At 50.4% G+C, this 22,326-nt stretch carries 18 protein-coding genes; 6 read left to right on the top strand and 12 right to left on the bottom strand.

From position 1 onward, the window contains the following. Positions 1–354: 354 nt before the first annotated feature. From MHI01_RS20505 to MHI01_RS20490, 4 genes are read left to right on the top strand one after another with little or no spacing between them, the layout of a single operon-like run. The gene (locus MHI01_RS20505) at positions 355–1,647 is read left to right on the top strand and encodes a tetratricopeptide repeat protein (protein ID WP_339190781.1); all 1,293 of its coding nucleotides are present in this window, start codon (positions 355–357) and stop codon (positions 1,645–1,647) included. Further along, positions 1,647–2,639, top strand: coding sequence for a glycosyltransferase (locus MHI01_RS20500; protein ID WP_340983997.1), 993 nt, complete (start codon positions 1,647–1,649; stop codon positions 2,637–2,639). Before MHI01_RS20505 ends, MHI01_RS20500 begins: the two co-directional genes overlap by 1 nt. A gap of 1 nt (position 2,640) precedes the next feature. After that, positions 2,641–4,182 carry a glycosyltransferase family 4 protein gene (locus MHI01_RS20495; protein WP_339190776.1) on the top strand — a complete coding sequence of 514 codons (1,542 nt, stop codon included), beginning with the start codon at positions 2,641–2,643 and terminating at the stop codon, positions 4,180–4,182. Next, on the top strand, positions 4,179–4,850 hold the full coding sequence (locus MHI01_RS20490; protein ID WP_338707270.1) for a class I SAM-dependent methyltransferase: 672 nt from the start codon (positions 4,179–4,181) through the stop codon (positions 4,848–4,850). The genes MHI01_RS20495 and MHI01_RS20490 overlap by 4 nt, the downstream gene beginning before the upstream one ends. Positions 4,851–5,138: 288 nt before the next feature. Here MHI01_RS20490 and MHI01_RS20485 read toward each other — a convergent pair whose 3' ends face one another. From MHI01_RS20485 to MHI01_RS20465, 5 genes are all read right to left on the bottom strand, one after another. Continuing rightward, positions 5,139–7,193, bottom strand: coding sequence for a glycosyltransferase (locus tag MHI01_RS20485; protein ID WP_340983996.1), 2,055 nt, complete (start codon positions 7,191–7,193; stop codon positions 5,139–5,141). Positions 7,194–7,271: 78 nt separating this feature from the next. Further along, complete coding sequence (locus MHI01_RS20480; protein ID WP_340983995.1) at positions 7,272–9,215, bottom strand: tetratricopeptide repeat-containing glycosyltransferase family 2 protein; 1,944 nt, start codon at positions 9,213–9,215, stop codon at positions 7,272–7,274. After that, positions 9,199–11,481 (bottom strand): glycosyltransferase, encoded by a 2,283-nt coding sequence (locus MHI01_RS20475; protein WP_340983994.1) that lies wholly within the window; start codon positions 11,479–11,481, stop codon positions 9,199–9,201. Before MHI01_RS20475 ends, MHI01_RS20480 begins: the two co-directional genes overlap by 17 nt. Positions 11,482–11,559: 78 nt before the next feature. Beyond that, positions 11,560–12,864, bottom strand: coding sequence for a DUF6385 domain-containing protein (locus MHI01_RS20470; protein WP_340983993.1), 1,305 nt, complete (start codon positions 12,862–12,864; stop codon positions 11,560–11,562). A 45-nt stretch (positions 12,865–12,909) separates the two neighbouring features. Further along, positions 12,910–13,407, bottom strand: coding sequence for a DUF6385 domain-containing protein (locus MHI01_RS20465; RefSeq protein ID WP_091012617.1), 498 nt, complete (start codon positions 13,405–13,407; stop codon positions 12,910–12,912). A 198-nt stretch (positions 13,408–13,605) separates the two neighbouring features. Between MHI01_RS20465 and MHI01_RS20460 the strand changes: the two genes are divergently transcribed. Both MHI01_RS20460 and MHI01_RS20455 read left to right on the top strand, forming a co-directional pair. Beyond that, a complete protein-coding gene (locus tag MHI01_RS20460; RefSeq protein ID WP_340983992.1) occupies positions 13,606–14,139 on the top strand; it encodes a hypothetical protein in 534 nt (177 codons plus the stop codon). A gap of 30 nt (positions 14,140–14,169) precedes the next feature. Further along, a complete protein-coding gene (locus MHI01_RS20455) occupies positions 14,170–14,751 on the top strand; it encodes a hypothetical protein (RefSeq protein WP_100528247.1) in 582 nt (193 codons plus the stop codon). Between the two features lie 118 nt (positions 14,752–14,869). Here MHI01_RS20455 and MHI01_RS20450 read toward each other — a convergent pair whose 3' ends face one another. From MHI01_RS20450 to MHI01_RS20420, 7 genes are all read right to left on the bottom strand, one after another. Continuing rightward, positions 14,870–16,216: an MFS transporter gene (locus MHI01_RS20450; RefSeq protein ID WP_340983990.1), complete on the bottom strand. Its 1,347-nt coding sequence runs from the start codon at positions 16,214–16,216 to the stop codon at positions 14,870–14,872. A gap of 69 nt (positions 16,217–16,285) precedes the next feature. Then, positions 16,286–17,464 carry a winged helix-turn-helix domain-containing protein gene (locus MHI01_RS20445; RefSeq protein WP_340983989.1) on the bottom strand — a complete coding sequence of 393 codons (1,179 nt, stop codon included), beginning with the start codon at positions 17,462–17,464 and terminating at the stop codon, positions 16,286–16,288. Positions 17,465–17,656: 192 nt separating this feature from the next. Next, positions 17,657–18,451, bottom strand: a complete 795-nt coding sequence (locus MHI01_RS20440) for an ABC transporter ATP-binding protein (RefSeq protein ID WP_340983988.1) — start codon at positions 18,449–18,451, stop codon at positions 17,657–17,659. A gap of 2 nt (positions 18,452–18,453) precedes the next feature. Then, positions 18,454–19,314, bottom strand: coding sequence for an ABC transporter permease (locus MHI01_RS20435; protein ID WP_051154091.1), 861 nt, complete (start codon positions 19,312–19,314; stop codon positions 18,454–18,456). 185 nt (positions 19,315–19,499) lie between these two features. Beyond that, positions 19,500–20,549 carry an ABC transporter substrate-binding protein gene (locus MHI01_RS20430; RefSeq protein WP_340983987.1) on the bottom strand — a complete coding sequence of 350 codons (1,050 nt, stop codon included), beginning with the start codon at positions 20,547–20,549 and terminating at the stop codon, positions 19,500–19,502. A 418-nt stretch (positions 20,550–20,967) separates the two neighbouring features. After that, positions 20,968–21,180: a hypothetical protein gene (locus tag MHI01_RS20425; protein WP_340907409.1), complete on the bottom strand. Its 213-nt coding sequence runs from the start codon at positions 21,178–21,180 to the stop codon at positions 20,968–20,970. Between the two features lie 117 nt (positions 21,181–21,297). Beyond that, on the bottom strand, positions 21,298–22,203 hold the full coding sequence (locus tag MHI01_RS20420) for an Rpn family recombination-promoting nuclease/putative transposase (RefSeq protein WP_253504028.1): 906 nt from the start codon (positions 22,201–22,203) through the stop codon (positions 21,298–21,300). Positions 22,204–22,326 lie beyond the last annotated feature (123 nt).

The following is a 22,326-nucleotide window of genomic DNA, read 5'->3' as shown; positions in this document are numbered from 1 at the left end:
GCAGTATGCGTATTTGGCATTGAAGCTGCACCTTCGCTGTCTGTCCGCCAAATACGTTGATGAACGTATTGTGCCAGATTACCTATTTTATACATGTGAGAATTATCACAATCTTCGTCTCTAGAGCAAAAAAAAGTGATCCTGGTCACACAAAAGATAAAATTCAGCCTATTATCACAGCATGCCAACTGCATCTATTCATGGAAGATACTCATGTTTGGGACGGAATGCCCATATGTTAGTCTCAGGCATATCATGCGAAGTACCGTGAGGGCTTTACATATGAAGTGAAAGCATGAAGCACATGCAGAGTGAAGACGCTCCATATTACAGTCAAGGTGAGGTGAACTATTCATGGAAAAACCTGCACCACTACCAGGTGAAGACGCCGAAGCCAGCCTGGATAAGGCCAGTACAACACAGCCCCCTGTCCGGTATGTTCTCTTCCCTCGCAAAGGAGGCTGGTCATCCTTTCCCTATCCCGATATTGCTGCACTGCTGTCGATCGAGGGAGAGGTCTACTATGTCAGCAGCCTGACGCAAACAGAAGATGTACCTCCGGTCATTACCGCCATCTCCCTCCCTGAGGCTGAGCAGCTATTGCTGGAACCTCGCACCGTAGCCGTGGTCGCCCATCCCTACTGGCTAATAGCTACGGCTTCGCTGGAGCCTGAGCTATGTATTGCCCTGCTCCCTGAGCCTGCTGGAAACGAAGCAGAATCTCCGCTATGGGAGAGCAGTATTTCCAAACTGGTCGGCATCGCCGATCTGGTAGGCACATCCTCCGAAACACGTTATATGAAGCTGTTATTCCAAGGCGTACGTGCTATCTGGCTGGGCGGAGAAGACCCTGCACCTGCGGGTACGATGCAAAAGGATGATCTCGAAGTCCCTCTCCGGGACTACGAACTGCTCTTCTTGCATGCGCTACGGCAGATCCTGTCAGGCACTCCAGATAGCGTCACCCTGCTTCAATGCAGTGTACGTGCCGACTTCTACCGTCAGCTCCGTGCCAAAGCAGGTGCACATGAGACGATATCCTTTTTGCTGGCAGCCTATGAGTACTTGCTTGAAGATCCGCGGGCCGTCCATTCGTTGCAAGAGGCCTTCACCCATGCGGTCATGAATGGTCGCAGTGATTGTGTGGTCTCCCATTATCGATTCCTGTCTGCCATCCATGCCCGGGCTGGACAGTTGGAGGACGCCCTGCGGGTGTATGGAATTAGTGCAGCAGATGAACAAGAACGGCATCATTATGAACAGTTATGTCGCTGGCTTGAGGCAGGAGAAGATCAACTTGTACGAGCGGAACTACTCCGTATGAACGATGATTACGGAAACGCCCTGCGTATCCTGGACGAACTTGGCGGAGAAACGGCGAGACATTGGAAATTCCGCATCTACCAGGAGACTGGACGTGTGGAAGAAGCACTGGCTCTGGTGCATGCAGTCGATATTCAGGATGATGCCAGTCGCCGGGATTACCAGCAATTATCCGGCAGTGCGCTGGCACTGCGAGGGGAACGACACGGGGCAGTCCGACATTTCCTTGAGACAGCACTGGAGGATGAAGATGCGCTGGTCCGGATTGTCGAGCTGGAGCTGTTGGATCATGCTGTACAGCAATTGCTTGGGGAGGTGCCATGATGCTGGACCCAAAGAAGCGTAGACAACAGTTGAATGGACCAATGGTGCACAGGGATATCCGAACCGAAACCACTTACACGCCAACCGAAACAGTCGATCGAACACATACAGACGCATTGGAAAATGGAGATCACACCCCGGATCATGCACAACCAACGCAGGACATCCGAAGCCAAGTGCATCACTGGAATGATTCACAAGGTCAGGCAGAACAGAATGCTGCTGTAACACAAGAGGAAACAAGTGTATTCAAAGAGCCTTTCTCCATTCGTCGGGTTCGCAAAAGCAAAGGCAACAAGCTGACCGCCATGCTCCAGGTTCGCAATGAACGTGGCCGATACCTTGAAGAAGTATTGCATGATCTGAGTGAGTTCGTGGATGAAATCGTCATTGTGGACGATGCCAGCACAGACGGAACACCGGACATATGCAAAGCCTATTCAAAGGTGGTCCGTCTGGAGGTATTGGAGAAACCACTGTTCGCCGAGGAATGGCGACTTCGCAACACCTTGTGGCAAGCGGCTGCGGGAACATGTCCCGACTGGTTGATCTCGGTTGATGCGGATGAGCTATACAGCTCAGAGGCCAAGAAAGCCATACGCACTCTGATTAATCAGGAGTATGCGGACTGGTTTGCATTTCGATTCTACGATATGTGGGGTGGCCGGACCCACTACCGGGAAGATGATCTCTGGTCTCTTCACAAGCGGCATACGGCTTCACTTGTACGGTATATGCCTGGATATCCCTATTTTTATCCACAACAGAATCATCATGTTCCCCGTCTTCCCTTGTCCTGCACCGTATTGCCCGGGGTCAGCACGGAGCTGAAGGTTCAGCATCTCGGATGGGCAGGCAGTCTCGAGGACCGGGTTCGTAAATATTTGCGTTACAAGCGCATTGATCCTAGCGGTGAGTGGGGCAATCTTGCACATTACGAGTCTATTCTCGATCCGGAACCTCGGCTGATTCCCTGGAAGGAGGGACCGTGAGATGGGCGTGGTGAGTATTCTGACGCATAGTTTCACCGACGGGTACAACCGGGAATTCGGCCGGGTATTTGGTGGTGGACTGGAACGCTACATTCTGGATCTGTGCAGTGTCATCCGAGGGCTCGGACATATTCCCGAAGTTCATCAGCTGTCCTATTTTGAAGCATTCCAGACTCGGACGGAGCAGATTGACGTATTTGGTTATTCGTACGACATGGATAATGTACCGGAAGCCTTTGACCGGATGGCAGCCGCAGCGCGCGGTCCCGTGATCTATGCCAGCTGTCTGTGGCAACCCATCACCTACAAACCTGGCAGTCTTGGCATCTGTCACGGCATTAACTGGGATCGTCCCGGACTGCCACTGGAGACCAAACAACAAGTCGCGGAACATATTCAACTGGCTCTGGATGGACTCGTGCGCATTGTATCCGTGGATTCTCATTTCCAAACCTTTTGCCGGGCTGCGTGCACCTATACCGATCCAAGGCAGGTTGTCCTGATTCCCAATGCGGTGGATACGTCTTATTTCACACCAGCCCCACCAACACGAACCTTCGAGCAGAAACAGGAAGACGAATGGCTTGTCGCATGGAAGAATGATCTGGCGAGTCATGAAGAAAATGTTGGTGCAGTTATATCAGGGGTGCAAGCTGTAGAAGGCAAGGGTGGAATGAGTCATGATGGAGCGAACAGTGGTAAGGCTAACGGAGATGGAGGTGGGGATACAGATAGCGATCCAGAACCAGAGGGGAAAGAAACGGTAGATCTCCATTTGCAGTTATCGAAACGGGAAGAAGTCGAGGCAGATGGCGAAACGTATAGGTTTGCTCATAATCACCGGAATTCAAAGGATTGGGCTACGGAGATTCTAGTAGAAGCAGATGCTGAGTATCAGGTTAATGTCCCCATTCAGGGACAGGTTGAAAAGAAAACTGTGGATGCCCGTATGACCTCTCCCCGACCAATTCGCATTATCTATCCACGCCGCATCAGCATGGAGCGGGGTATTATTCCAATGATGTTGGCGGCGGATAAACTACTTGGAGCCTTTCCAGATCTGGAGGTTGAATTTGCCGGGGAACTGGTTGAAGGCAGTACAGTCGGGAGAGTCTTTCGTTACTGGCATCGTACTCATCCACATGCGGAGCGAATTAACCAGCGCACGTATGATTTCCGGGATATTCGGGAGGCCTACCATCAGGCAGATATCGCTGTGATTCCAACTGTGTTCTCGGAAGGCACCTCCTATGCCTGTCTGGAAGCGATGAGCTGTGGACTTCCGGTAATTGCCTCCAATGTTGGCGGATTGAATGATCTGATTCAGGATGGTTTTAATGGACTGCTGGTACCTCCTGGTGAGCAGGAACTAACCGCTGCACTGGTACGCCTTGTACAGGATCGGGCCGAGCGAGAACGACTGGGAATCTATGCGCGCGAGACTGCACTGTCCTATGATCTTGCCAGGTGGCGGAGCCGGTGGAGCACGGTGTTGGAATCTTTTTTGGCAGAGACAGGATTGAAGGAGGGAATTCGGGGATGATGGATACGCCCAAGGCAACGGAATTCATGGAATCAAGATACATTCGGCAAAGTGACCCTAAAACGGACACACTGGTCTTCCCGCTGCATCCGGCATGGTGGAGCCGTCCCTACGAATATGAATGGGCCCGGCGGTTTGCACGTCCAGATGATGTGGTCCTTGATGCAGCCTGCGGCATCTCCCATCCATTCAAATTCTGGCTTGCAGAACACTGCCGCGAGGTTCACGCCTGTGACTGGGATGAACGCATTTTGTCTGAAGAGGCGATAAGACTGGATATTGTTTCTGATTTTGGGGAGCAAGCCGCTCAGGATCTGCCGGAATCAACTCTCGTCCGATTGCACCGTGCACAGGCTAATCTGGCCCAGCTTCCGTACGAGTCGGGTAAGTTTGATCGGGTGTTCTGTATCTCTGTACTGGAGCATCTGGATACAGGCACGATGCTGCGGGCGTTTCGTGAATTCGCTCGGGTGCTGAAACCAAACGGACAGTTAATCGCTACCTTCGATGTGCCCGAGATGCGGCCTGATCTGCTGGAGACAATCATGGCTGTCACCGGATTAACCATTGAAGATAAGCTGAATGTGAAAGAGCCAGACGATGCCATCTGGTCTGATATGTACGGCGCGCCGATCCGCTGTTTTCGAGCGGTGATATGCAAAGGTTGAAACGAATTGGGTTACGTTGAGTTAAGTGCAGAGTGGAAGATTGAGGGCTTACGGGCTCGACCCATTAGCAACGGAACAATACACGGTTCGGGAAATGCTCCGATTACCGGTAGCTCCGTTGCTTTTGCAATTTCAATCGGATGGGCTATTGCGGGAATATGTGGGGATTGAGGTTGGGGACTAGAGACCAGAGATTAGTGATTAAAGATTAAAGATTAAAGATTAAAGATTAAAGATTAAAGATTAAAGATTAAAGATTAAAGATTAAAGATTAAAGATTAAAGGAAATTATAGGTGTACCAGTAACATGTTGCACTGGTTGGTGTACTCTTTGGCATAGGCTGCGCCGGGTGCTGTCAGGCGCAACAGGGTTTGCAGGCCCGGCGGGATTGTCGTCGCCGGGCGACCTGTGGCGGCAGGTTGCCGCGCAGTGAGTTGGGCCGATTTGGCCCATTCACGCGCCAGGTTCTGCCGCCCGGCGAGCAGCGCGAGCGTGCCCGCGAGGAGCGCGTAAGCGGTACGCTCCGGGGCGGGCACTTCGTCCGCGTGGGGCTGCTGCGCGCCGTCAGGCGTGCCGCATAGTGCAAGCAGCCCTTTGCGGACGCTCGCGGGTGCGCGCAGCAGCCCGCAGCGGGCCGCAGGCGGAAGCGCTGCAAGCAACGCCAGCGCGCCACGAGGCGGCAGGGCTTGCAGCAGGCGCAGCCATGCGGCCCAGGCGCCTACGCTGGCGAGCGCTTGCGCAGCGGCGAGCGCTTGCGCAGCGGCGAGCACGCAGCCCGGCGCAGGCGCGGTCGGGCCGCCTGGCGCTGCGCCGCGGGGCGGGCTGCACGCCAGGCCGCTGCTGCCGGCCGTGGCACCGCGCTGCAGCAGCGCCTCGGCGGCGTGGGCCGCGGCGGGCAGCGCTGCCTGCTGGCGAGCCGCCGCTCGGGCGTTGCGCCCGCCGGGCTGCTTGTGGCCCAGCGCCCACAGCGCCAGGGTCGCCTCTGGCCCGTGCTGCGCATGCGCCGCCCAGGGCTGCAAAGCCGCCCGAGCCGCGGCGTTCTCGCCCAGCTGGGCCAGCGCAAGCCCGGCGGCCAGCGGCTGTGCCCGCAGCGGGCCAGCAAGCGCCGCCGCATGGCGTAACAGCCAATTCGGCCGATGCGCGGCAAGCGCGGCCGGGATCAACGCTTGCCATGCCGCAGGCGGCAAGCTTACCCGAGCGGCTGCGCTGGCGATGGCATGCGGCCGCCCTGTCGCTGCGGCCAGCAACAACAGCCGCTGCCATGCAGCCATGCTGCCGGGTTGCATGCTCAGCGCCGCCGTGTACGCGGTTTCTGCCTCTGCCCAACGGCCAGCCCGCTCATATGCCATGCCTTCCAGCGTCAGGCTACGATAGGTCCCAGCACCAGAGACTGATGTATACCTGCTGGCCGTGGAAGCAGCTGATTTAGCTTGTTTTAACCAATTCAAGGCCACGTCCTCTCTCCCTTGATCGAGTTCAAGTACAGCACCAAACTCCAACAAATCCGGAAAATCCTCATACAGGGGCGCCCATGCTTCCACTACAGCAAGCGCCCGTTCCGGGCTGCCAATCTCTCGCCAGGCGTAAGCCGTTTTCAGCACCAGATCCGAGTGATATCCACACTCCGGCTTAAGCTGTGCCAATAATGGCTGTAACAAACGGAGTGCTTCATCATACTTCGCTTGCTGAAACCATTCTGCGGCCAGAGCATATAACAACTCCGGTTGATCGCCCTCCTGATTCAACGCGAAACGAATCAACTCCATATTCCGTGCACCTTTATTTTTGTCGGTAATCACCTGCTCCAGATATCCGTAATGAATGACTTCAAGTCCAGAATGAAGCACACCTTGCGGAGCCAGTGCCATGATGGAAGAAGCAATCTCTTCATGAATTCTGCCCTGAAAAGCAATTCGGGGATCATTTCGGAACAAACGACACACCGCATCCGTCACATGCTCTTCACCGGACACACCCAGCAGACTTGTGACCTGTATCCAATATCCCCACACGTCATCCCTACTTGCCGCTAACAACCGCATGAGTTCTGTCTTCATCTGAGGGGTCTGTGCCCATACCTCATCCGCATCAAGCACCAGAATCCACGGTTTCGTAGCAGCGGCCAGTGACAGATTACGGGCTTCACTGAAATCTCCGTTCCATTCCGTACGAATTACAACGGCACCATGGAGACGCGCAATTTCAGTTGTATCATCTATCGAACCTGTGTCCACAACGATGATCTCATCCACAACATCCTTGACTGCATTCAAGCACCGCTGGAGTGACAACGCTTCATCCTTCACGATCATACACAAGCTAATCCCTATGCCCATATTCATCACCACCCCTCACCAAAGGAGTTCAGCTGCACCAATTAGCCCGCTGAATTAAGTTGAACTCCCGCTGCCTGATCCCTCTCATCTCTCAAACCCGTCCGCTCCCGGCAACTCCAGCCGAATATGCTGAACGACAGGCCAACAACGGTGCCGCTGTCCATCTGCATGCTGAGCGAACACCTCCAGATGATGGTCCGCAGCACTGACCAATCCTTTCACCAGCCAGCTTGTTCCCGTCAGGGTATCCGAAGCCCCAGGGAACGAATCAATGTCACTCACCTTCCCGTTTTCCTTTTTCCCTTCCATCTCTTTCTCCTTCTCCCCCACTCGAACGCTCTGTTCCACCGATAACCCTTCTCCAGCCAATTGCTGTCGACACATCTGAATCAGGCTATGCAGCTCTTTCCATCTCCCTGACTGTACACATCCTTCCATCATCAGTCCAAGCGCCTGCCAGCCATCATACTCTGTTCCTGCAACCGTTCCGTCTATGCTGGAGTCCATGTCCTTCTTCTTTGTCGCTCTCAGACCAACCGTTCTCCCTGTCTGCACAGCAGATTCCTCATTCGTTCCTTCACCCACCTGCGAACTACGCTTTAACCACAAAGTCAATGGATCATCTCCGTTGGCTTTCTTCCCCTCGATCCACTCCAAACGTTCGAGCCATCGTGCAGACGAGATCGCGAGCATCCCTTTTTTCCGCTGCACAGGTTCCAGTTTCAGACGCGCCTTGTTCCATCTTCCCTGTTGGATTTGGAGCATCGCCTCCGCCACAGATAAACGCTCCCTCATCTCTGCGGAGGGTTGTGAGGATATACCCGATAACAATTGCAGAGCCGCATCATAACAACGAGATTGCTCCAGAATGCCCAATACTTTGTGTGTAGCCTCTTCCGAACTTAGTGCAAAGCGCTCCCTAACCAGCTCTGGAATCTTATGTTCCTGCCCGGAGACTCGCATAATTCGGAATATCCGATAGAGCGGCGGTAACAGACTCGATTTGGCACGCACTGCTTCCACGTAAGCATCTACCGCACCCTCCAGATCTGCTCTTCCTTCCAGCAATCGCCCTAGCGTATACCGCGTCTGATAGGTGCCGATGCCTTCTTCCGTATGATATATGGGTGGAGGTGGTCCCATACGGACAGCTTCACGTAGCGAATATTCTGCCCGATCTGCATCACCCAATGCGTCTGCACATACCCCGCGATGGTGCATCAGATCCGTGTACTCTGGAAAGAGTTCAAGCGCAGCATCGATGCGATCTAATGCCTCCTGCCAGCGATTCAGATGCTGGAGACAACGAACTTCATATTTGAACAGCAAATGCGCGTAACTGGTCACCGCAGGATCAATTCCCATCCGAGCCACACCAAACGTCTCCAACGCCCGCTCCGCTTCCCCCACACGCAGATACTCGACACCCAGATTATAGTGATGGAACGGCTGATCCGGTTCTTCCTCCACTGCCTGTTGCAGCAGGCGGACATTGCGGTTCACCTTATCTTTGCGCTCCACAATCGCCGTCTGATACCCATAATGATGGATGACCATGTCCGTCACATGAAAAGCAGCCTCTGGGTTCCTACGGCAAATCGCCGCGGCAATCTGCTCATGAATCCGACCTTCGAACCGATGCTCCGGGGCATTACGGAAGAGACGCAAAACCGGATTCACGGTAACCCCCTGCTGACCCGTACCTGTATAGTTATGAATGTTTAAAAACAATCCGTCACATCCGCTGACCGACGTCCAGCTCCTGATCTGCTCCCGCGCAGCCCTATCGAGCGCCTCGTCCGCATCAAGAAAGAGAATCCAGTCGCCGGAAGCGCGCTCCAGGCCAGCATTCCGTGCTGCGGCAAAATCTTCGCACCACTCAACTCGCACAACCAACGCGCCATATTGCTGCGCAATCTCTGCGCTTCGGTCCGATGAACCGGTGTCCACCACAATAATTTCGTCCACCGCTCCCTGGACACTGGCAAGACAATGAGGCAGCAACTCTTCCTCATCCTTCACGATCATGCATAGGGAAATTCGTTCCGCTCGCAAGCTGATTCCTCCTTTCCTTTGCATGGAAAAGCGTACGCCACGGCATACCCTCGGTCGTTCGCAGCCTTTGTTCCAGTGCATTATGTTGTGCAACGAGTACACCTGAAGAAGGAGATCGAACCAATTCCTGCCGAATCGCCTCCATTGCCAATCGCATGTAACATACAGCTGCTCCAACTCGGGCCTGCCACATATCAGGCTCCCGCTCCAGAGCCTGCTCGAACAGAGACAGCGCTTGATCGTTGTGGCCTTTTGCATACAGCGTTTCACCCAGCCAGAATAACCCTTCGGCATCCAGCTCACTCTCGGTCATGCACTGAATCAGGATGTTCGCGGCTACCATGGTATACCCGTGACGATACAGCAGACTTGCAAACTTTCGCCTTCGAGTTAAAGTCGTTCCCCAATGATCACACATCATCATGGCCCGCAACTCATGCAGTTGCTCAGCAAGTGTGAGCTGTCCTGTCTTTACGGCTTGCTGCACAACCTTCTCTGCTACCATTTCTGCCTGCGGACCCCATTGAATAAGCTTCTGTTCTTGTGACGCAGGTTCCATGCTTCGCGGCTCTTTCGATAGCTGATCCAGCAGTCGATCCATGACCTTCCAAACGTTCTTTTCTTGTGGAAGCGTAGTTGCGAGGAACGCCTCGGATAATCTTAATCCGTTGGCCCAACAAGCCAGTGCCCAATCCATTCTGTGCTCAGCCAGCAGATTAACTTCATGCACACACCCCACGCTCCAGTGTTCTTCTGCCAGTTGCAGTGCTTCGGAAACCCTATTCGCACACAACATCCAATGTATTTGATCCGCTACATGGATACGAGCAGTACACGAATCTGCATCCAGCATTTTCAATGCCTGTTCATATGCTCCACAGCCTGTTAGAACATGAATCATTTGCACCAGATGATCCTCATTTGTCACTGCATATGAATGGGGCATTTCACCACGAATCAAATCACCGTGATCTGACTCTCCGATTCCTCTGCTTCTGGTAAGTAATGTTTCTGCTATGTTCTCATCCGTTTCACCGGATTGTTGCAGCACGTCTGCCAACCCCGCCCATGCTGGAGCATATGTGAACATGCTGTCCAGAGCCAGCCCGTACAGATGTGCAGACTCTTTATAGAATCCCCGTTTCTGTGCAAGTCTTGCCATCGCAGTATAGGCTCTGTAACTGTTAGAACCCGCTTCCGTTACATATGACGCGTCTAACGTGCTACCGCCATCACTGTGTCCAACACGGTCTATTCCCTCCCGACAGTCCGTTGCTCGAGCATACGATTGATATGCACGCTCCTCCAAACCTTGCAGCTCCAACGTCTCCCCATACAACAGGTGCAGATCAGCATAAGATGGATAACGCTGTCTTTCCACAGCCAGAATTGCATGCGCCTCGTCGTAACGTTCCGATCCCACAAGGGTCTTTGCATAATCTCTAACCAGTGTAGGTCGATATGGTGCGAGCAACTCTGTCAGGTGTAATGATTCACTGAACGCTTTAATTGCCTTTTCAACCTCACCAAGCTGGCAATACGTTACTCCCAGATTGTACAGGTGAAAAGGCTGTGCAGGCTCATCCTGTAACTCACGCTCAATCAGTTTCAAATTACGTCTTGGTTTATGTTCTTTCGCAATCGTTGAAGCCAGATATCCATCATGAATTAGACATAATGGAGCAAGCGGTTCAGTCTCGATCAATTGGTTTTGTTCATCTGTATAGGTCTCGCTCTTATTCATATCAATAGCCTCATCCTGGCCAAGCCTGCTTGGGCTACTACGAACCAATTGCTCATGAATACGCCCCTTGTACCGATATCCCTGATGAGCACGGAATAATCTCACTGGCTGAGAGATAACGTTCTCTTCTATCCCTTCACCATATCGATTCTCTATGGTAATACGTAATCTTGAAATGCTTTTATGGACTTTAGGTAAATAATTCAGCAGTTCTTCCAATCCCTGCGTAACGTACTCATCCGCATCCAAACACAGGACCCATTCCGTGCTCGCCAGAGGCAGACTGATATTTCGTGCATGGGCAAAGTCATCTTCCCAACAGGCGTGCAACACCGTTGCTCCGTATAATCTAGCGATCTCGGGTGTACGGTCAGATGAGCCAGTATCGGTGATAAAACATTCCATGCTGATATGCTTCAAGCTGTCGAGACAGCGGGGCAGGTGATGTTCTTCATTTTGCACAATCATATGAATTCCAAGTAAACGGTTCTTCAAATGCAACCACCTCCAATACAAAAAAGTACATGAAGTCCACCAAAGGAACTCCATGTACCTATATGACAAATAAATGGGTTATGTGCCTTGTCCATTGAAGAACACATCAATCGTGCTTGGTGCACCGATTAGGCTGGAGCGGTAGGAAAGACGCGTGTATTTGAGAAAACGCTGCGGTACCAATACATCGACTGACCCGGACAAAATGCCCGTTACCGTCGTCACATCCGTGTACCAGTTCGTTCCGTTGGCGCTGATCTCAACAAGAGCATCTACCCGGTTTACACCCGGCCCCCGGTTATATACAAAGAAAGAATACGTGCCAAATACACTGGTCGTAACCGCCGGGAGCGCTGTGAAGGTGTTGGCGGTCGGGGTGCTTATGAGTTGGGACTCCTGAAAACTCTTCTGTGAAATGGACGTCACACTGCTAAGTGTTCCCGCGGTAATTGTAGCACCAAGCACGCTGGTGATTGTACCATTTAGCAGGTTTGTCAACGTACCCGCTGTTACCGTTGCGCCAAGTACGCTTGTAATGGTTCCGTTCAATAAGTTTGTCAGTGTTCCGGCGGTAATCGTTGCTCCCAATACACTCGTGATCGTACCATTCAGCAAGTTCGTCAACGTTCCGGCGGTCACCGTGGCCCCGAGCACACTGGTAATGGTTCCGTTCAACAGGTTCGTCAGTGTTCCTGCTGTAATTGTCGCTCCGAGTATACCTGTGATGGTACCTGCTGTAATCGTGGCTCCAAGCACACTTGTGATCGTTCCGGCGGTAATCGTCGCTCCCAATACACTTGTAATCGTACCATTCAGCAAGTTTGTCAATGTTCCTGCGGTCACCGTGGCCCCGAGCACACTCGTGATCGTTCCGGCGGTAATCGTTGCTCCCAATACACTTGTGATCGTACCATTCAGTAAGTTCGTCAATGTTCCGGCGGTCACCGTGGCTCCGAGCACACTCGTGATTGTACCGTTCAACAAGTTTGTCAGCGTTCCTGCTGTTACGGTTGCCCCGAGTACACTTGTAATCGTTCCCGCCGTGATCGTTGCTCCTAATACACTTGTGATCGTACCATTCAGCAAATTCGTCAATGTACCTGCTGTTACTGTGGCTCCAAGCACACTGGTAATCGTACCTGCTGTGATCGTCGCTCCAAGTACACTCGTGATCGTTCCGTTCAGAATGTTGGTAATGGTTCCGGCGTTAATTGTAACCGTGGTCAGACCTGAGATGTTACTGATCGTTCCGTCCAAAATAATGCCAACCACGTTCCCGCTTGTATCCGTTCTGACAGGCTGGGCTGTGCCTGTACTATCCTGGCCAAAAATCAACGTTCTCAAATTATCCGGATTCGTATTAAACGTTGTAAAGTTAGGCATGTGCCTTGTCCTCCTCCCTGGTCAAATCTGTGAGATCATACTCCCTTACGGCATACGCTGCGCCTGAAAGTAAACATCGAGCCGGGTCGGCTGATCCGGTTCAACGGATCGAATTGCAAGCCGGGTATAGTGCAAAAATCGCAATGGTACCAGCGCTTTGGTCTGGCCTCCCGCGACCACCTCCTGGCTGTCCACAGCATAATCTACGGCATTTGGGCTGATCTGGATCTGTACAAGAGCCGGATGTTTGCCCCGATTCACAACGCCATAGGTATACATGCTGAGTGATGAGGTGTCTTGTGCCGGGAGTGAATCCATGCTACTACTGGTTTCGGCTCCGACATACGTATGCTCTGTAAAACAATGAATAGCACCAGGGAGTTTCGTACGTGAGGAAGCACCCTGCTTGAACCGGGGACGAGTAATCCGGGAACAAGGGGGTTTCAGCAATTTAGCGCGGCAGGAATGACGGGAGCGACGGCGACTGACATATTTAGTTGGTTGCTTCGTTCTCTTCTTGCTTTGCTTTGCTGTTCGACTCATCTCGATTTCCCCTTAAAAAATGTGCTTACGCATCGTATGCCCGGATTGGATATACGGGCACGGCAACCGCCGTTATTTCCAGATATACGGCTCAGTCCCCAATCCATTTTGCTTCTTTTCACATACACTGCCAGTACAATGAAATACGAATCAATCGGAATGTTGCTCAAATGAACTGGTCTATGGGAGGTGGATGAGATGACCAACTATAATGTATTCAACCAATCTAATCGTCCCCTGTTTACTCAACTGACCAATACCTTCTCAGCCCCGGGCATTGAAGCGTCACCAGACAGCGGTGCAGCTACTGCAGGCAGTTTTTTTGCCCTAACGACCAACAATACCTTAATTCCTTCCAACCAGAATCTTCTTCTACAGATCTTGAATGCGGCTGGCAGCAGCCGAACAATACGTATATCCAGCCTCACAGGAGGCACAACAGCGGCAGCTACTCTTGTTATCTATTCAGGAGGAACCGTGACTGTTGGTAGCACACCAGTGCCCGTCAATACGTTACTTGGAAATACCAACGCCAGTGTAGTTACCACAAGACAAAATACAGGTACTCTGGGGGGAACCTTCACGAGCATCGCAAGTATTCCGCTCACCGCAGGAATGTATTCACTGGATCTGAATGGCTCCATTATTGTTCCACCGGGACAAACATTATCCATTAGCGTAGGCACGGGGAATCAGACCGCAGCCATTAATCTGTTCTGGTGGGAATTCTGAGTTTGACCCTGATAAAAGGAGGTGCACACTGTGCCGAACAATAATGTATTCAACCCGTTAAGCCAGCCCGTCTATACGTCCAACACCAACACGTATATTTCTCCCGGTATTGTTGCACCTCCAGAGAATAATGCTGGCAGTACAGGCAATCTGTACAACGCAGGTTCCACCAACTCCACAACACTAGGATTACTGGGAGGAACGGTGATCGCCACCGTACAATTAGCTAATCCCGCAGGGAGTGGGAAAACCCTATACGTATCACGACTCTCCGGCGGAATCACGGTATCACTCAATCTGTTATCTTCCTTCAGTGGTTCCATGAGTCTGAGCGCTAATGGAACACTGACATCGCCCACCACACTCACGCCGGTAAACAGTAATCTTTCCAGCAGCAATACCAGCGTAGCCACGGTACGGTTCTCTGCTGCTACACCTTCAGGAGCGACCCCATTGATGGCTATGCCCCTTCAAGCAGGGCCGTTTCTGTCCAATGAATTTGGCCGTTACGTGGTTCCTCCGGGTCAAGCCATTAACCTCTCTGTCAGCGGATCACTTTCGGTTGGTGGACTGATGGCCTCCACTGCTTATTTTGCTTGGTGGGAAGTATGATTCGTTCAACGATGTATAACAAAGGCAACGTGCAAACAGCCGTCTTCGGATGAGTACCGAAAGCGGCTGTTCTTTATATATTGTAGATGGATGATTAAAAATGTCCAGACAAAGGCTATCAGGCCGATTCCTGCGGAATGTTCTCTTTGGCTTCAGACACGAGAGGCTGCTTCCCTTCCCACAAAATGCGCTGTAGTAGTATGCCGGCAAGACCAATTACCAGTGTAGCGAGACCGATATATTGAAAGGTGGGGCTCGGCCCCGCAACTCGAATGAGCGCTCCACCTGCAAGTGGAGCTACAACCAGTACAACACTGGATAGTGAATTTTGAATGCCAAAGACGCGCCCTACATAGGCAGGAGGGGTTTCCTTTTGCAACAAATAATTCAGTGTTACCATAAAGAGTCCATTGCCCAGCCCGATACAGAGACCCCAGATAATGACCCAAATTTCAGGTGTTTGTGGGCCGATCCACCCCAGCGCAGCGATTCCGGCACCCACGAACAGATATCCTCCACCCAGTCCCCACCCATACCCAATTCTCGGCAAGCGATTTAACAACAAAATGGTGACGACTGCCCCGGCTCCTGCCGAAGACCCCAACCATCCGAGCAGTGATTCATTACCTGGCTTGATCTCCCGAAACAGGGTCGTAAACTGATAATCAATCATGAGAATGGCCATGAGTCCAAAACAGCCGAACAAAATCGTACTCATCACGGTGCGACTGCTCTGTATAAAACGCCAGCCTTGCTTCCACTGGGAGAACAAAGATTCCGATCCATCCTTTTCACTTGCAGCACTTCCGTCTGATTCAACGAACTCCGACTTCTCCACCAAACGCCGCAAGGGCCATAATACCGCACCCGACAACAGGCGGGTACAGGCATTAATGACAATACAGATTTGTGGTGAAAAGATGGCCAAAATGACTGCACCCAGAAGTGGTCCCGCCACTTTCGAACACTGGCTCACAAAACCGTTTAGGGACGATGCCTGAAACAGATGCTCCTCTGCCACCACCTGGCGGGTTAACGCCTGCTGGGCTGGAACATGGAACACCCCCATCATGGCCCGCAAGGCAAGAAGTGGCAGCAACCATGCCGGGCTTGGCGCGAATAAAATAGCAACGGTTAATCCCACGGTGATCACATCACACAAGATCATGATCTTTACTTTGTGCAGTCGATCAGCCAGGGCACCTGCAAAGGAGCCCAGCAGTATACCCGGGACAGCCATACATACAGGAATAAGTGCAATGATCAGTGGATCAGCACCCCAGCGGTAAGCCACCATCACCTGGATGGCGAGTGCATCGAACCAGTCTCCAAACGTAGCCAGAGAGTATGCGATAAACATGCGGACAAACCGGAGGTTAGTCCATAAGATTTTGGAAGATTCCGCAGATGAGACGGGTGATTCGGTGGATTCATTGGATGTGGGTTCATTTGAAATGACGGTCATACATGTACTTCCTCCCTTGATTACAGCCGCTTGTGGTCTGTATGTTCCTTGGCTGTAATCATAAAGGAGTTATAACAGAGGAAGATCAGAGGATGGGGAGGTAGGAGATAAGAAGTTACGTATTTCATCTACAATTTGTTGTCCATATGCGGGTACACCGTAACTTTTGCCTATCTCTCCATACACTTGACGATATTTACTGCGAATTCTACCTTCAATTCGATGATGACCCAGGAATAGGAGAATCTGAAATGCCGCATTCAGATACAGCGGTGCATTCAGCGACATTTTCAATACATCCAGACCATCATCCATTCTTAACTCTGCCTCACGAATCCGTCCCTGCCGAAGTAACCATAATCCTTCCATCACCTGAAAACGTCCGATCTCTCGCAGATAGGGTGCATCCTTCAATCCCGCTCGCAGGACTGCCATCTGAGCCTCAACAGCTTCGCCGCTGCCACCCCACAGTTCCACATACAACGCTGCAAGTGCTACAGGCAGTCTGAAATTCTTGAGCTCGTCAGTCTCTATTACACGATATGTTTCTTCCAGCTGCTCTTTGGCACGTTGATATTGGCCCACCTCTACATAAACTTCAACGATGTTCAGAATGCGGAGTTCGCGAAGCTGATCGGCAGACAATGCAGCTGAACTCAAAGCTTTCTCATACAGCTGTATACTATCCGCTGGCTCGATCAGGGGGTGCACGAAAATCAGTAGCCAGTATAGACGCTCCTCAAAGGGAATTTCCTTTGTTGTAATCAGCCATTCCAGATCTCCCTGTATAAAACGGATATACAACTGATAATACGGGACAATCTGAATACCGAGTGTTTCCTGCTGTTGGACCAAGGTCTGTATGGCGTTTCCCTGCCCAAACAAGTGATATTTACGAAGTAATCCGTGAATGACCTCCTGCATTTCTGGGTCCTGAGCAGAGGGGCTAGCGGGTAGAGCGGACTTGTTCTCATGCACAGCAAGCCGATATCCATAGCCCCTTACTGTATCCAGACGGATCTCATCCCAGCGTTTCAATTTCTTGCGCAGGCGATAGATATGATCGTCCACAGTGCGTTCAACCGGATATTCAAGCGGCCATACCCGATCCAGCAGTTGACTGCGGGTGAAGGCTTTCTCCTTGTTTTCATACAGGAAATGCAGCAGTGCAAATTCCTTGGCGAGTAGACAAATGGATTCCGTTCGCCGTGTTACCGTATATGTCCCTTCATCCAATTGCAAAGACATGTCTGGTTCCTCCTACTATGTATAATTCGCTGATCCGAAATCGTATAGATTCATTCCATTTTTTCAACGTGTTCAACATACCACAAAAACCCTTTGCGAGAACGCAAAAGGTTTTTATCGTCTATCTTATAGATGGCTTAGATTGTGGGTTACGGTACGTATATCTGTTCTTCCAACAAGTGTTCCCTTGTCTTAACCCAGCACGACACGATCATCTGCCATTTTTTTGCCGCTAATCCGTTCGAATTCACCAAGCAACTCAGGGACAGTCAACGTACGCTTGCGCTCTTCGCTGACATCCAGAATTATTCGGCCTTTGTCCATCATGATCAGACGGTTACCCAGACGAATGGCCTGCTCCATATTGTGCGTCACCATCAATGTAGTCAGTCTCATCTCACGCACAAGTGTCTCCGTTAGTTCCGTTATCAGTTCGGCACGTGATGGGTCAAGGGCTGCCGTATGCTCATCCAATAGCAAAATTTGCGGCTGGGTAAACGTAGCCATTAACAGGCTAAGTGCCTGGCGCTCTCCGCCAGACAAGAGACCCACTTTTGCATTCGGCCGCTTTTCCAGTCCAATTCCCAGCTTCTCCAGTTGCGTGTTGAAAATCTCCCGTCTGGCACGGGTAACTCCGAAGCCCAGTCCGCGTCCTTTGCCACGTTTGTATGCCATCGCCATATTCTCTTCAATGGACATATGTGGTGCTGTTCCTGCCATCGGGTCCTGAAATACCCTGCCAATCCAGCTGCTACGTTTATGCTCCGGCAGGTTTTTAATGGAGCGGTCATTGATCAGCACATTGCCCATATCCGGCTTCATCACACCCGAAATGATGTTCATCAGCGTGGATTTACCCGCTCCGTTACTGCCAATCACCGTCACAAAGTCTCCCGGATTCATTGTCAGATTCACACCAACCAGCGCGGTCTTCTCATCCGTTGTACCTGGGTTGAACAGCTTGGTTACTTGCGTAATCTCCAGCATGATCACATACCTCCCTTCGCCTGATGACCCCCGGATCGCATCAACTCTTCCGTTCGTTTGCGAGCCAGACTACGCTGCTTCATGGAGCGTTGCATCGTTGGGAATACAAGAGCAATAATAACGATCACCGCGGTGATCAACTTCAGATCAGATGTATCAAACCATTCCACTTGAAGCGCAAGCGCGACCACAATCCGGTAAATGATTGAACCAACGATCGCTGCAAGTGTAGCCCAGAATACCGTTCTTGCTCCAAGAATGGCCTCACCGATAATGACGGAAGCCAGTCCAATAACGATCATACCGATGCCCATCGTGATGTCTGCAAAACCTGATTGCTGTGCAATGAATGCACCAGACAGGGCAACCAATCCATTGGATAAGCTGACACCTACAATGGTAGTCACATCCGTATTTGCACCAAAGCTGCGAATCATACGTTTGTTATCACCTGTCGCGCGGAGTGCCAGTCCAACATCTGTTTTCATGAACAGATCAAGCATGATTTTAAACACCAGCACCACGATGATAATTAACACCATGACATGCTCACCTGAGAATGGATTATCCATACCCATAATGGATTTATTCGGTGCGCCAAGAATACGCATATTAATGGAGTAGAGCGCGATCATCATCAAAATCCCGGATAATAATCCGTTGATTTTGCCTTTGGTATGAAGCAGACCTGTACAAGCCCCAGCCACCATGCCGCCAGCCATTGCCGCCAAACAGGCTAGCCAAGGAGAGAAGTCATTGGAGATCATAACCGCCGCGATTGCGCCTCCTGTTGTAAAACTTCCGTCTACGGTAAGGTCAGGAAAATCGAGTATGCGGAACGTAATATATACACCAAGTGCCATCAGTGCATATAAAAGCCCCAGCTCGATCGCCCCTTCAATTGAATTCCAGCTTATACTCACACTACTTCCTCCCTGTCTATCGAAAAGAATGAGGCGAACCCGTTGCACGTTCGCCTCGCATCCATACTGCCGGATTACATTCCGGTCAGATTATTGAATCAATCTCAAAACTCATTATATTGATTCTATTGAATAATGTTGTTTTCCTGGTCTTTTACTTCCGCTTTCATCTCATCCGTAACCGTGATACCTTGGGCTTCAGCTGCTTTCAGGTTCAGGATCAGATCCAGTTTGTCCGGAACGGTGACTTTCATATCACCAGGTTTTGTACCATTTTTCAGAATGTCCGCGGCCATCTCACCCACCTGATATCCATGGTCATAATATTTGAAGCCAACGGTTGCAAAAGCTCCTTTTTCAACGGTATCCCGATCACTGGAGAAGAACGGAATTTTATTACTGTTGGCCGTTTGGATGATCGTATCAACAGCACTCACGACAGAATTATCCAGTGTAATGTAGAAGGCATCTACTTTGCCAACGAGGGAATCCGTAGCCTGTTTTACTTCTGATGTATTCGTAACTGGTGCTTTCACCAGCTTGATATTATGTGTTGCGAGCGCTTTTTCAGCGTTATCTGCCATAACCACCGCATTTGGTTCACCTTCGTTAATGACCAAGCCCACCGTTTTCACATCCGGCAGATTTTTAGCGATAAAGTCAGCCAATTGTACAATAGCCTCCGGATTCGTATCCGATGCACCTGTAACATTGCCGCCCGGCTTATCCATATCGGTCACCAGTTTGGCACCCAGTGGGTCTGTCACTGCTGCAAATAACAATGGCTTGTCCTTCACTTGTTGAGCCAGAGCCAGCGCAGATGGTGTTGCGATGCCGAGTACGAGATCATTTTTGGAATCACCTGAGATTTTCTGTGCAATGGACAGGTTGTTCGTCGAATCACCTTGCGCATTATTGTAATCGATTTTGAGGTTCTTGTTCTCTTCAATGCCCGCTTCCTTTAGGGCTGCGATGAACCCTTCACGTGTAGCATCCAGAGATGGATGTTCAACAATCTGCGAGATGGCAATCTGATATGATTTTTCCTCGCTGCCTCCACCTGTTGTAGTCCCTGATCCTTCGGATTCCGAGCCTGTACCGCTGTTATTTCCGCAACCTGCTGCAACGATCATTGAAGCAACCATCATCAGTGGCATCCAAAATTTCTTTTTCATGTGTGAGAACCCCTCTCCATCTTATAAAATGTGGTTACCCTTATCGAGATTTCATTGACACGATAGGGCGGGACAAAACAAACGCTTCAACGCATTGTTGCTTTGATCGACAAAAGCAGACAAATATAGACTTTTCTCATGCGACTGAAGTCCATGACCCGTGTTGGTGTTTTATTGTTCCCCTAATATTAAGGGGCGTCCCGATATCCGTCAATGGTTGAACCGCTTCCAATTTACTTTCATCGTATGGTTGTGATAGAAAACATTACATAAAACATAAAAACCACCTACATTGTTCTGTAGATGGTCGCCATGGGTACAGCAAAATAAGGTCCTACTCATGAAAGTGGAGTATGAAGTCTTCTTCTAATCTCGTCCACAAGTATTGTTTTCTCCGCTTCTGATATGGCATCCGCGATCAATTTGCGACCGCAACAAGCTTAATCCAGGGTTCGATATCTGCAAAGCCAATACCGGACAACTTCTCATACTCCTTCATAAAGATGCGAATGCTGGACGCTCTGGTAACATCAAGAACAACCGTCGCTTCATGTGGCAGATGCGGGGGCAGTATGGCGTTGGGTAATTGATCCAACTGGGCAATCACGGCAGCTTTCTCCGCTCCAGACAAGTATTGTGCTTCATCATGAGATTTTTCAAATTTAAAATTTTCAAAAAAAGAGGCCTCCCTCCCAATGTACTTTGGGTATGGTCGCCTTATATCAATCAAAGGATAGCTCCAGAGTGCTTATTCCTTTTCTTTTTGCAGTTCCTCTAGTTCAGATGGAGTTAGCCCGGTAGCCTTAATAATCGTAGCCTGATCAAGACCTAAAGTGAGCATATTCATTGCGATTTTTCGCTTGCTCTCAGCTTCACCTTCTTTGATCCCTTCTTCGATTCCTTTTTGAATTCCTTCCTCCATGCCTTTCTTGAGACCCTCTTCTCGTGCGCCCTCAATCATGGAAGCTTCGTCCCATAGAAATTTCTGACGGTCGATATATCGTTGACGTGCTTGCTCATCCTGGCTCAGAAACTCCAATACACTCATGGCTTTTTTCAAAGCCGGTTCGGGTTCGTGCATCATTAACGCCTCCCAGCTTGATTTAGTCATTCCTTTCAGAAATAACAGCCAACGCACCAATCCATCCTTTATTTGAATATTTTCATCATTCAGCTTTGGTATTTCCATAAAATGAATCTCTATAACATCCGTCAACGGAATATCAGTATGGTCTTCTCTTAAATGAAATACGTTGTGGTACTGATCATTAGCGAGCATTTTGAAATTAACAATGTTGATCGCTACGCATTTTTTGAGTTGACTATATCTCTGTCCTTCAAGTAATTGTCCGGAATATTGTTTACCCCAATAGAACAAAGTCCTCTTCTCTAAATCATACTGATTAAACAACTGCATTTCAACATTAATTAGCTCACCTTGATCTGTTTTGGCCCGTATGTCCAGTATGGACTGTTTATCTCTCGGTGTATCCTTGTCCAGATAAGGGTTGATTAACACAATCTCGGTCAGTAAAGATTCACCTGCATTTTTGAAGGTATGATTCAGAAAAGCCAAAAGAACATCCTTATTCTCTTCACTTCCAAAGATTCGTTTAAACACATAATCGTTCTTGGGATCAAGCAACTCTGTCATTATTATTCACTCCTACGCGCAAAATGGACAGGATATATCTGCTGAAGTATAAGCAAATATAAGGATGCGAACATGCACTGGATGTTCGTTCCATTATAACACGCATCGCCATACGTAAATAGC

Origin of the sequence: Paenibacillus sp. FSL M7-0656 (assembly GCF_038003225.1) — a bacterium.
In the GTDB taxonomy this organism is placed as follows: Bacteria; Bacillota; Bacilli; order Paenibacillales; family Paenibacillaceae; genus Paenibacillus; species Paenibacillus amylolyticus.
Note: the sequence above shows the minus strand (reverse complement) of the source record. Positions and strands in the feature narration are given on the sequence as shown.

What these genes read in the sequence shown, in the direction of transcription:
- MHI01_RS20505 (WP_339190781.1), top strand. Translation starts at nt 355, where the DNA reads ATGGAAAAACCTGCACCACTACCAGGTGAAGACGCCGAAGCCAGCCTG.
- MHI01_RS20500 (WP_340983997.1), top strand. Translation starts at nt 1,647, where the DNA reads ATGCTGGACCCAAAGAAGCGTAGACAACAGTTGAATGGACCAATGGTG.
- MHI01_RS20495 (WP_339190776.1), top strand. Translation starts at nt 2,641, where the DNA reads ATGGGCGTGGTGAGTATTCTGACGCATAGTTTCACCGACGGGTACAAC.
- MHI01_RS20490 (WP_338707270.1), top strand. Translation starts at nt 4,179, where the DNA reads ATGATGGATACGCCCAAGGCAACGGAATTCATGGAATCAAGATACATT.
- MHI01_RS20485 (WP_340983996.1), bottom strand. Translation starts at nt 7,193, where the DNA reads ATGAATATGGGCATAGGGATTAGCTTGTGTATGATCGTGAAGGATGAA.
- MHI01_RS20480 (WP_340983995.1), bottom strand. Translation starts at nt 9,215, where the DNA reads ATGATCGTGAAGGATGAGGAAGAGTTGCTGCCTCATTGTCTTGCCAGT.
- MHI01_RS20470 (WP_340983993.1), bottom strand. Translation starts at nt 12,864, where the DNA reads ATGCCTAACTTTACAACGTTTAATACGAATCCGGATAATTTGAGAACG.
- MHI01_RS20465 (WP_091012617.1), bottom strand. Translation starts at nt 13,407, where the DNA reads ATGAGTCGAACAGCAAAGCAAAGCAAGAAGAGAACGAAGCAACCAACT.
- MHI01_RS20460 (WP_340983992.1), top strand. Translation starts at nt 13,606, where the DNA reads ATGACCAACTATAATGTATTCAACCAATCTAATCGTCCCCTGTTTACT.
- MHI01_RS20450 (WP_340983990.1), bottom strand. Translation starts at nt 16,216, where the DNA reads ATGACCGTCATTTCAAATGAACCCACATCCAATGAATCCACCGAATCA.
- MHI01_RS20445 (WP_340983989.1), bottom strand. Translation starts at nt 17,464, where the DNA reads ATGTCTTTGCAATTGGATGAAGGGACATATACGGTAACACGGCGAACG.
- MHI01_RS20440 (WP_340983988.1), bottom strand. Translation starts at nt 18,451, where the DNA reads ATGCTGGAGATTACGCAAGTAACCAAGCTGTTCAACCCAGGTACAACG.
- MHI01_RS20435 (WP_051154091.1), bottom strand. Translation starts at nt 19,314, where the DNA reads ATGGCACTTGGTGTATATATTACGTTCCGCATACTCGATTTTCCTGAC.
- MHI01_RS20430 (WP_340983987.1), bottom strand. Translation starts at nt 20,549, where the DNA reads ATGAAAAAGAAATTTTGGATGCCACTGATGATGGTTGCTTCAATGATC.
- MHI01_RS20420 (WP_253504028.1), bottom strand. Translation starts at nt 22,203, where the DNA reads ATGACAGAGTTGCTTGATCCCAAGAACGATTATGTGTTTAAACGAATC.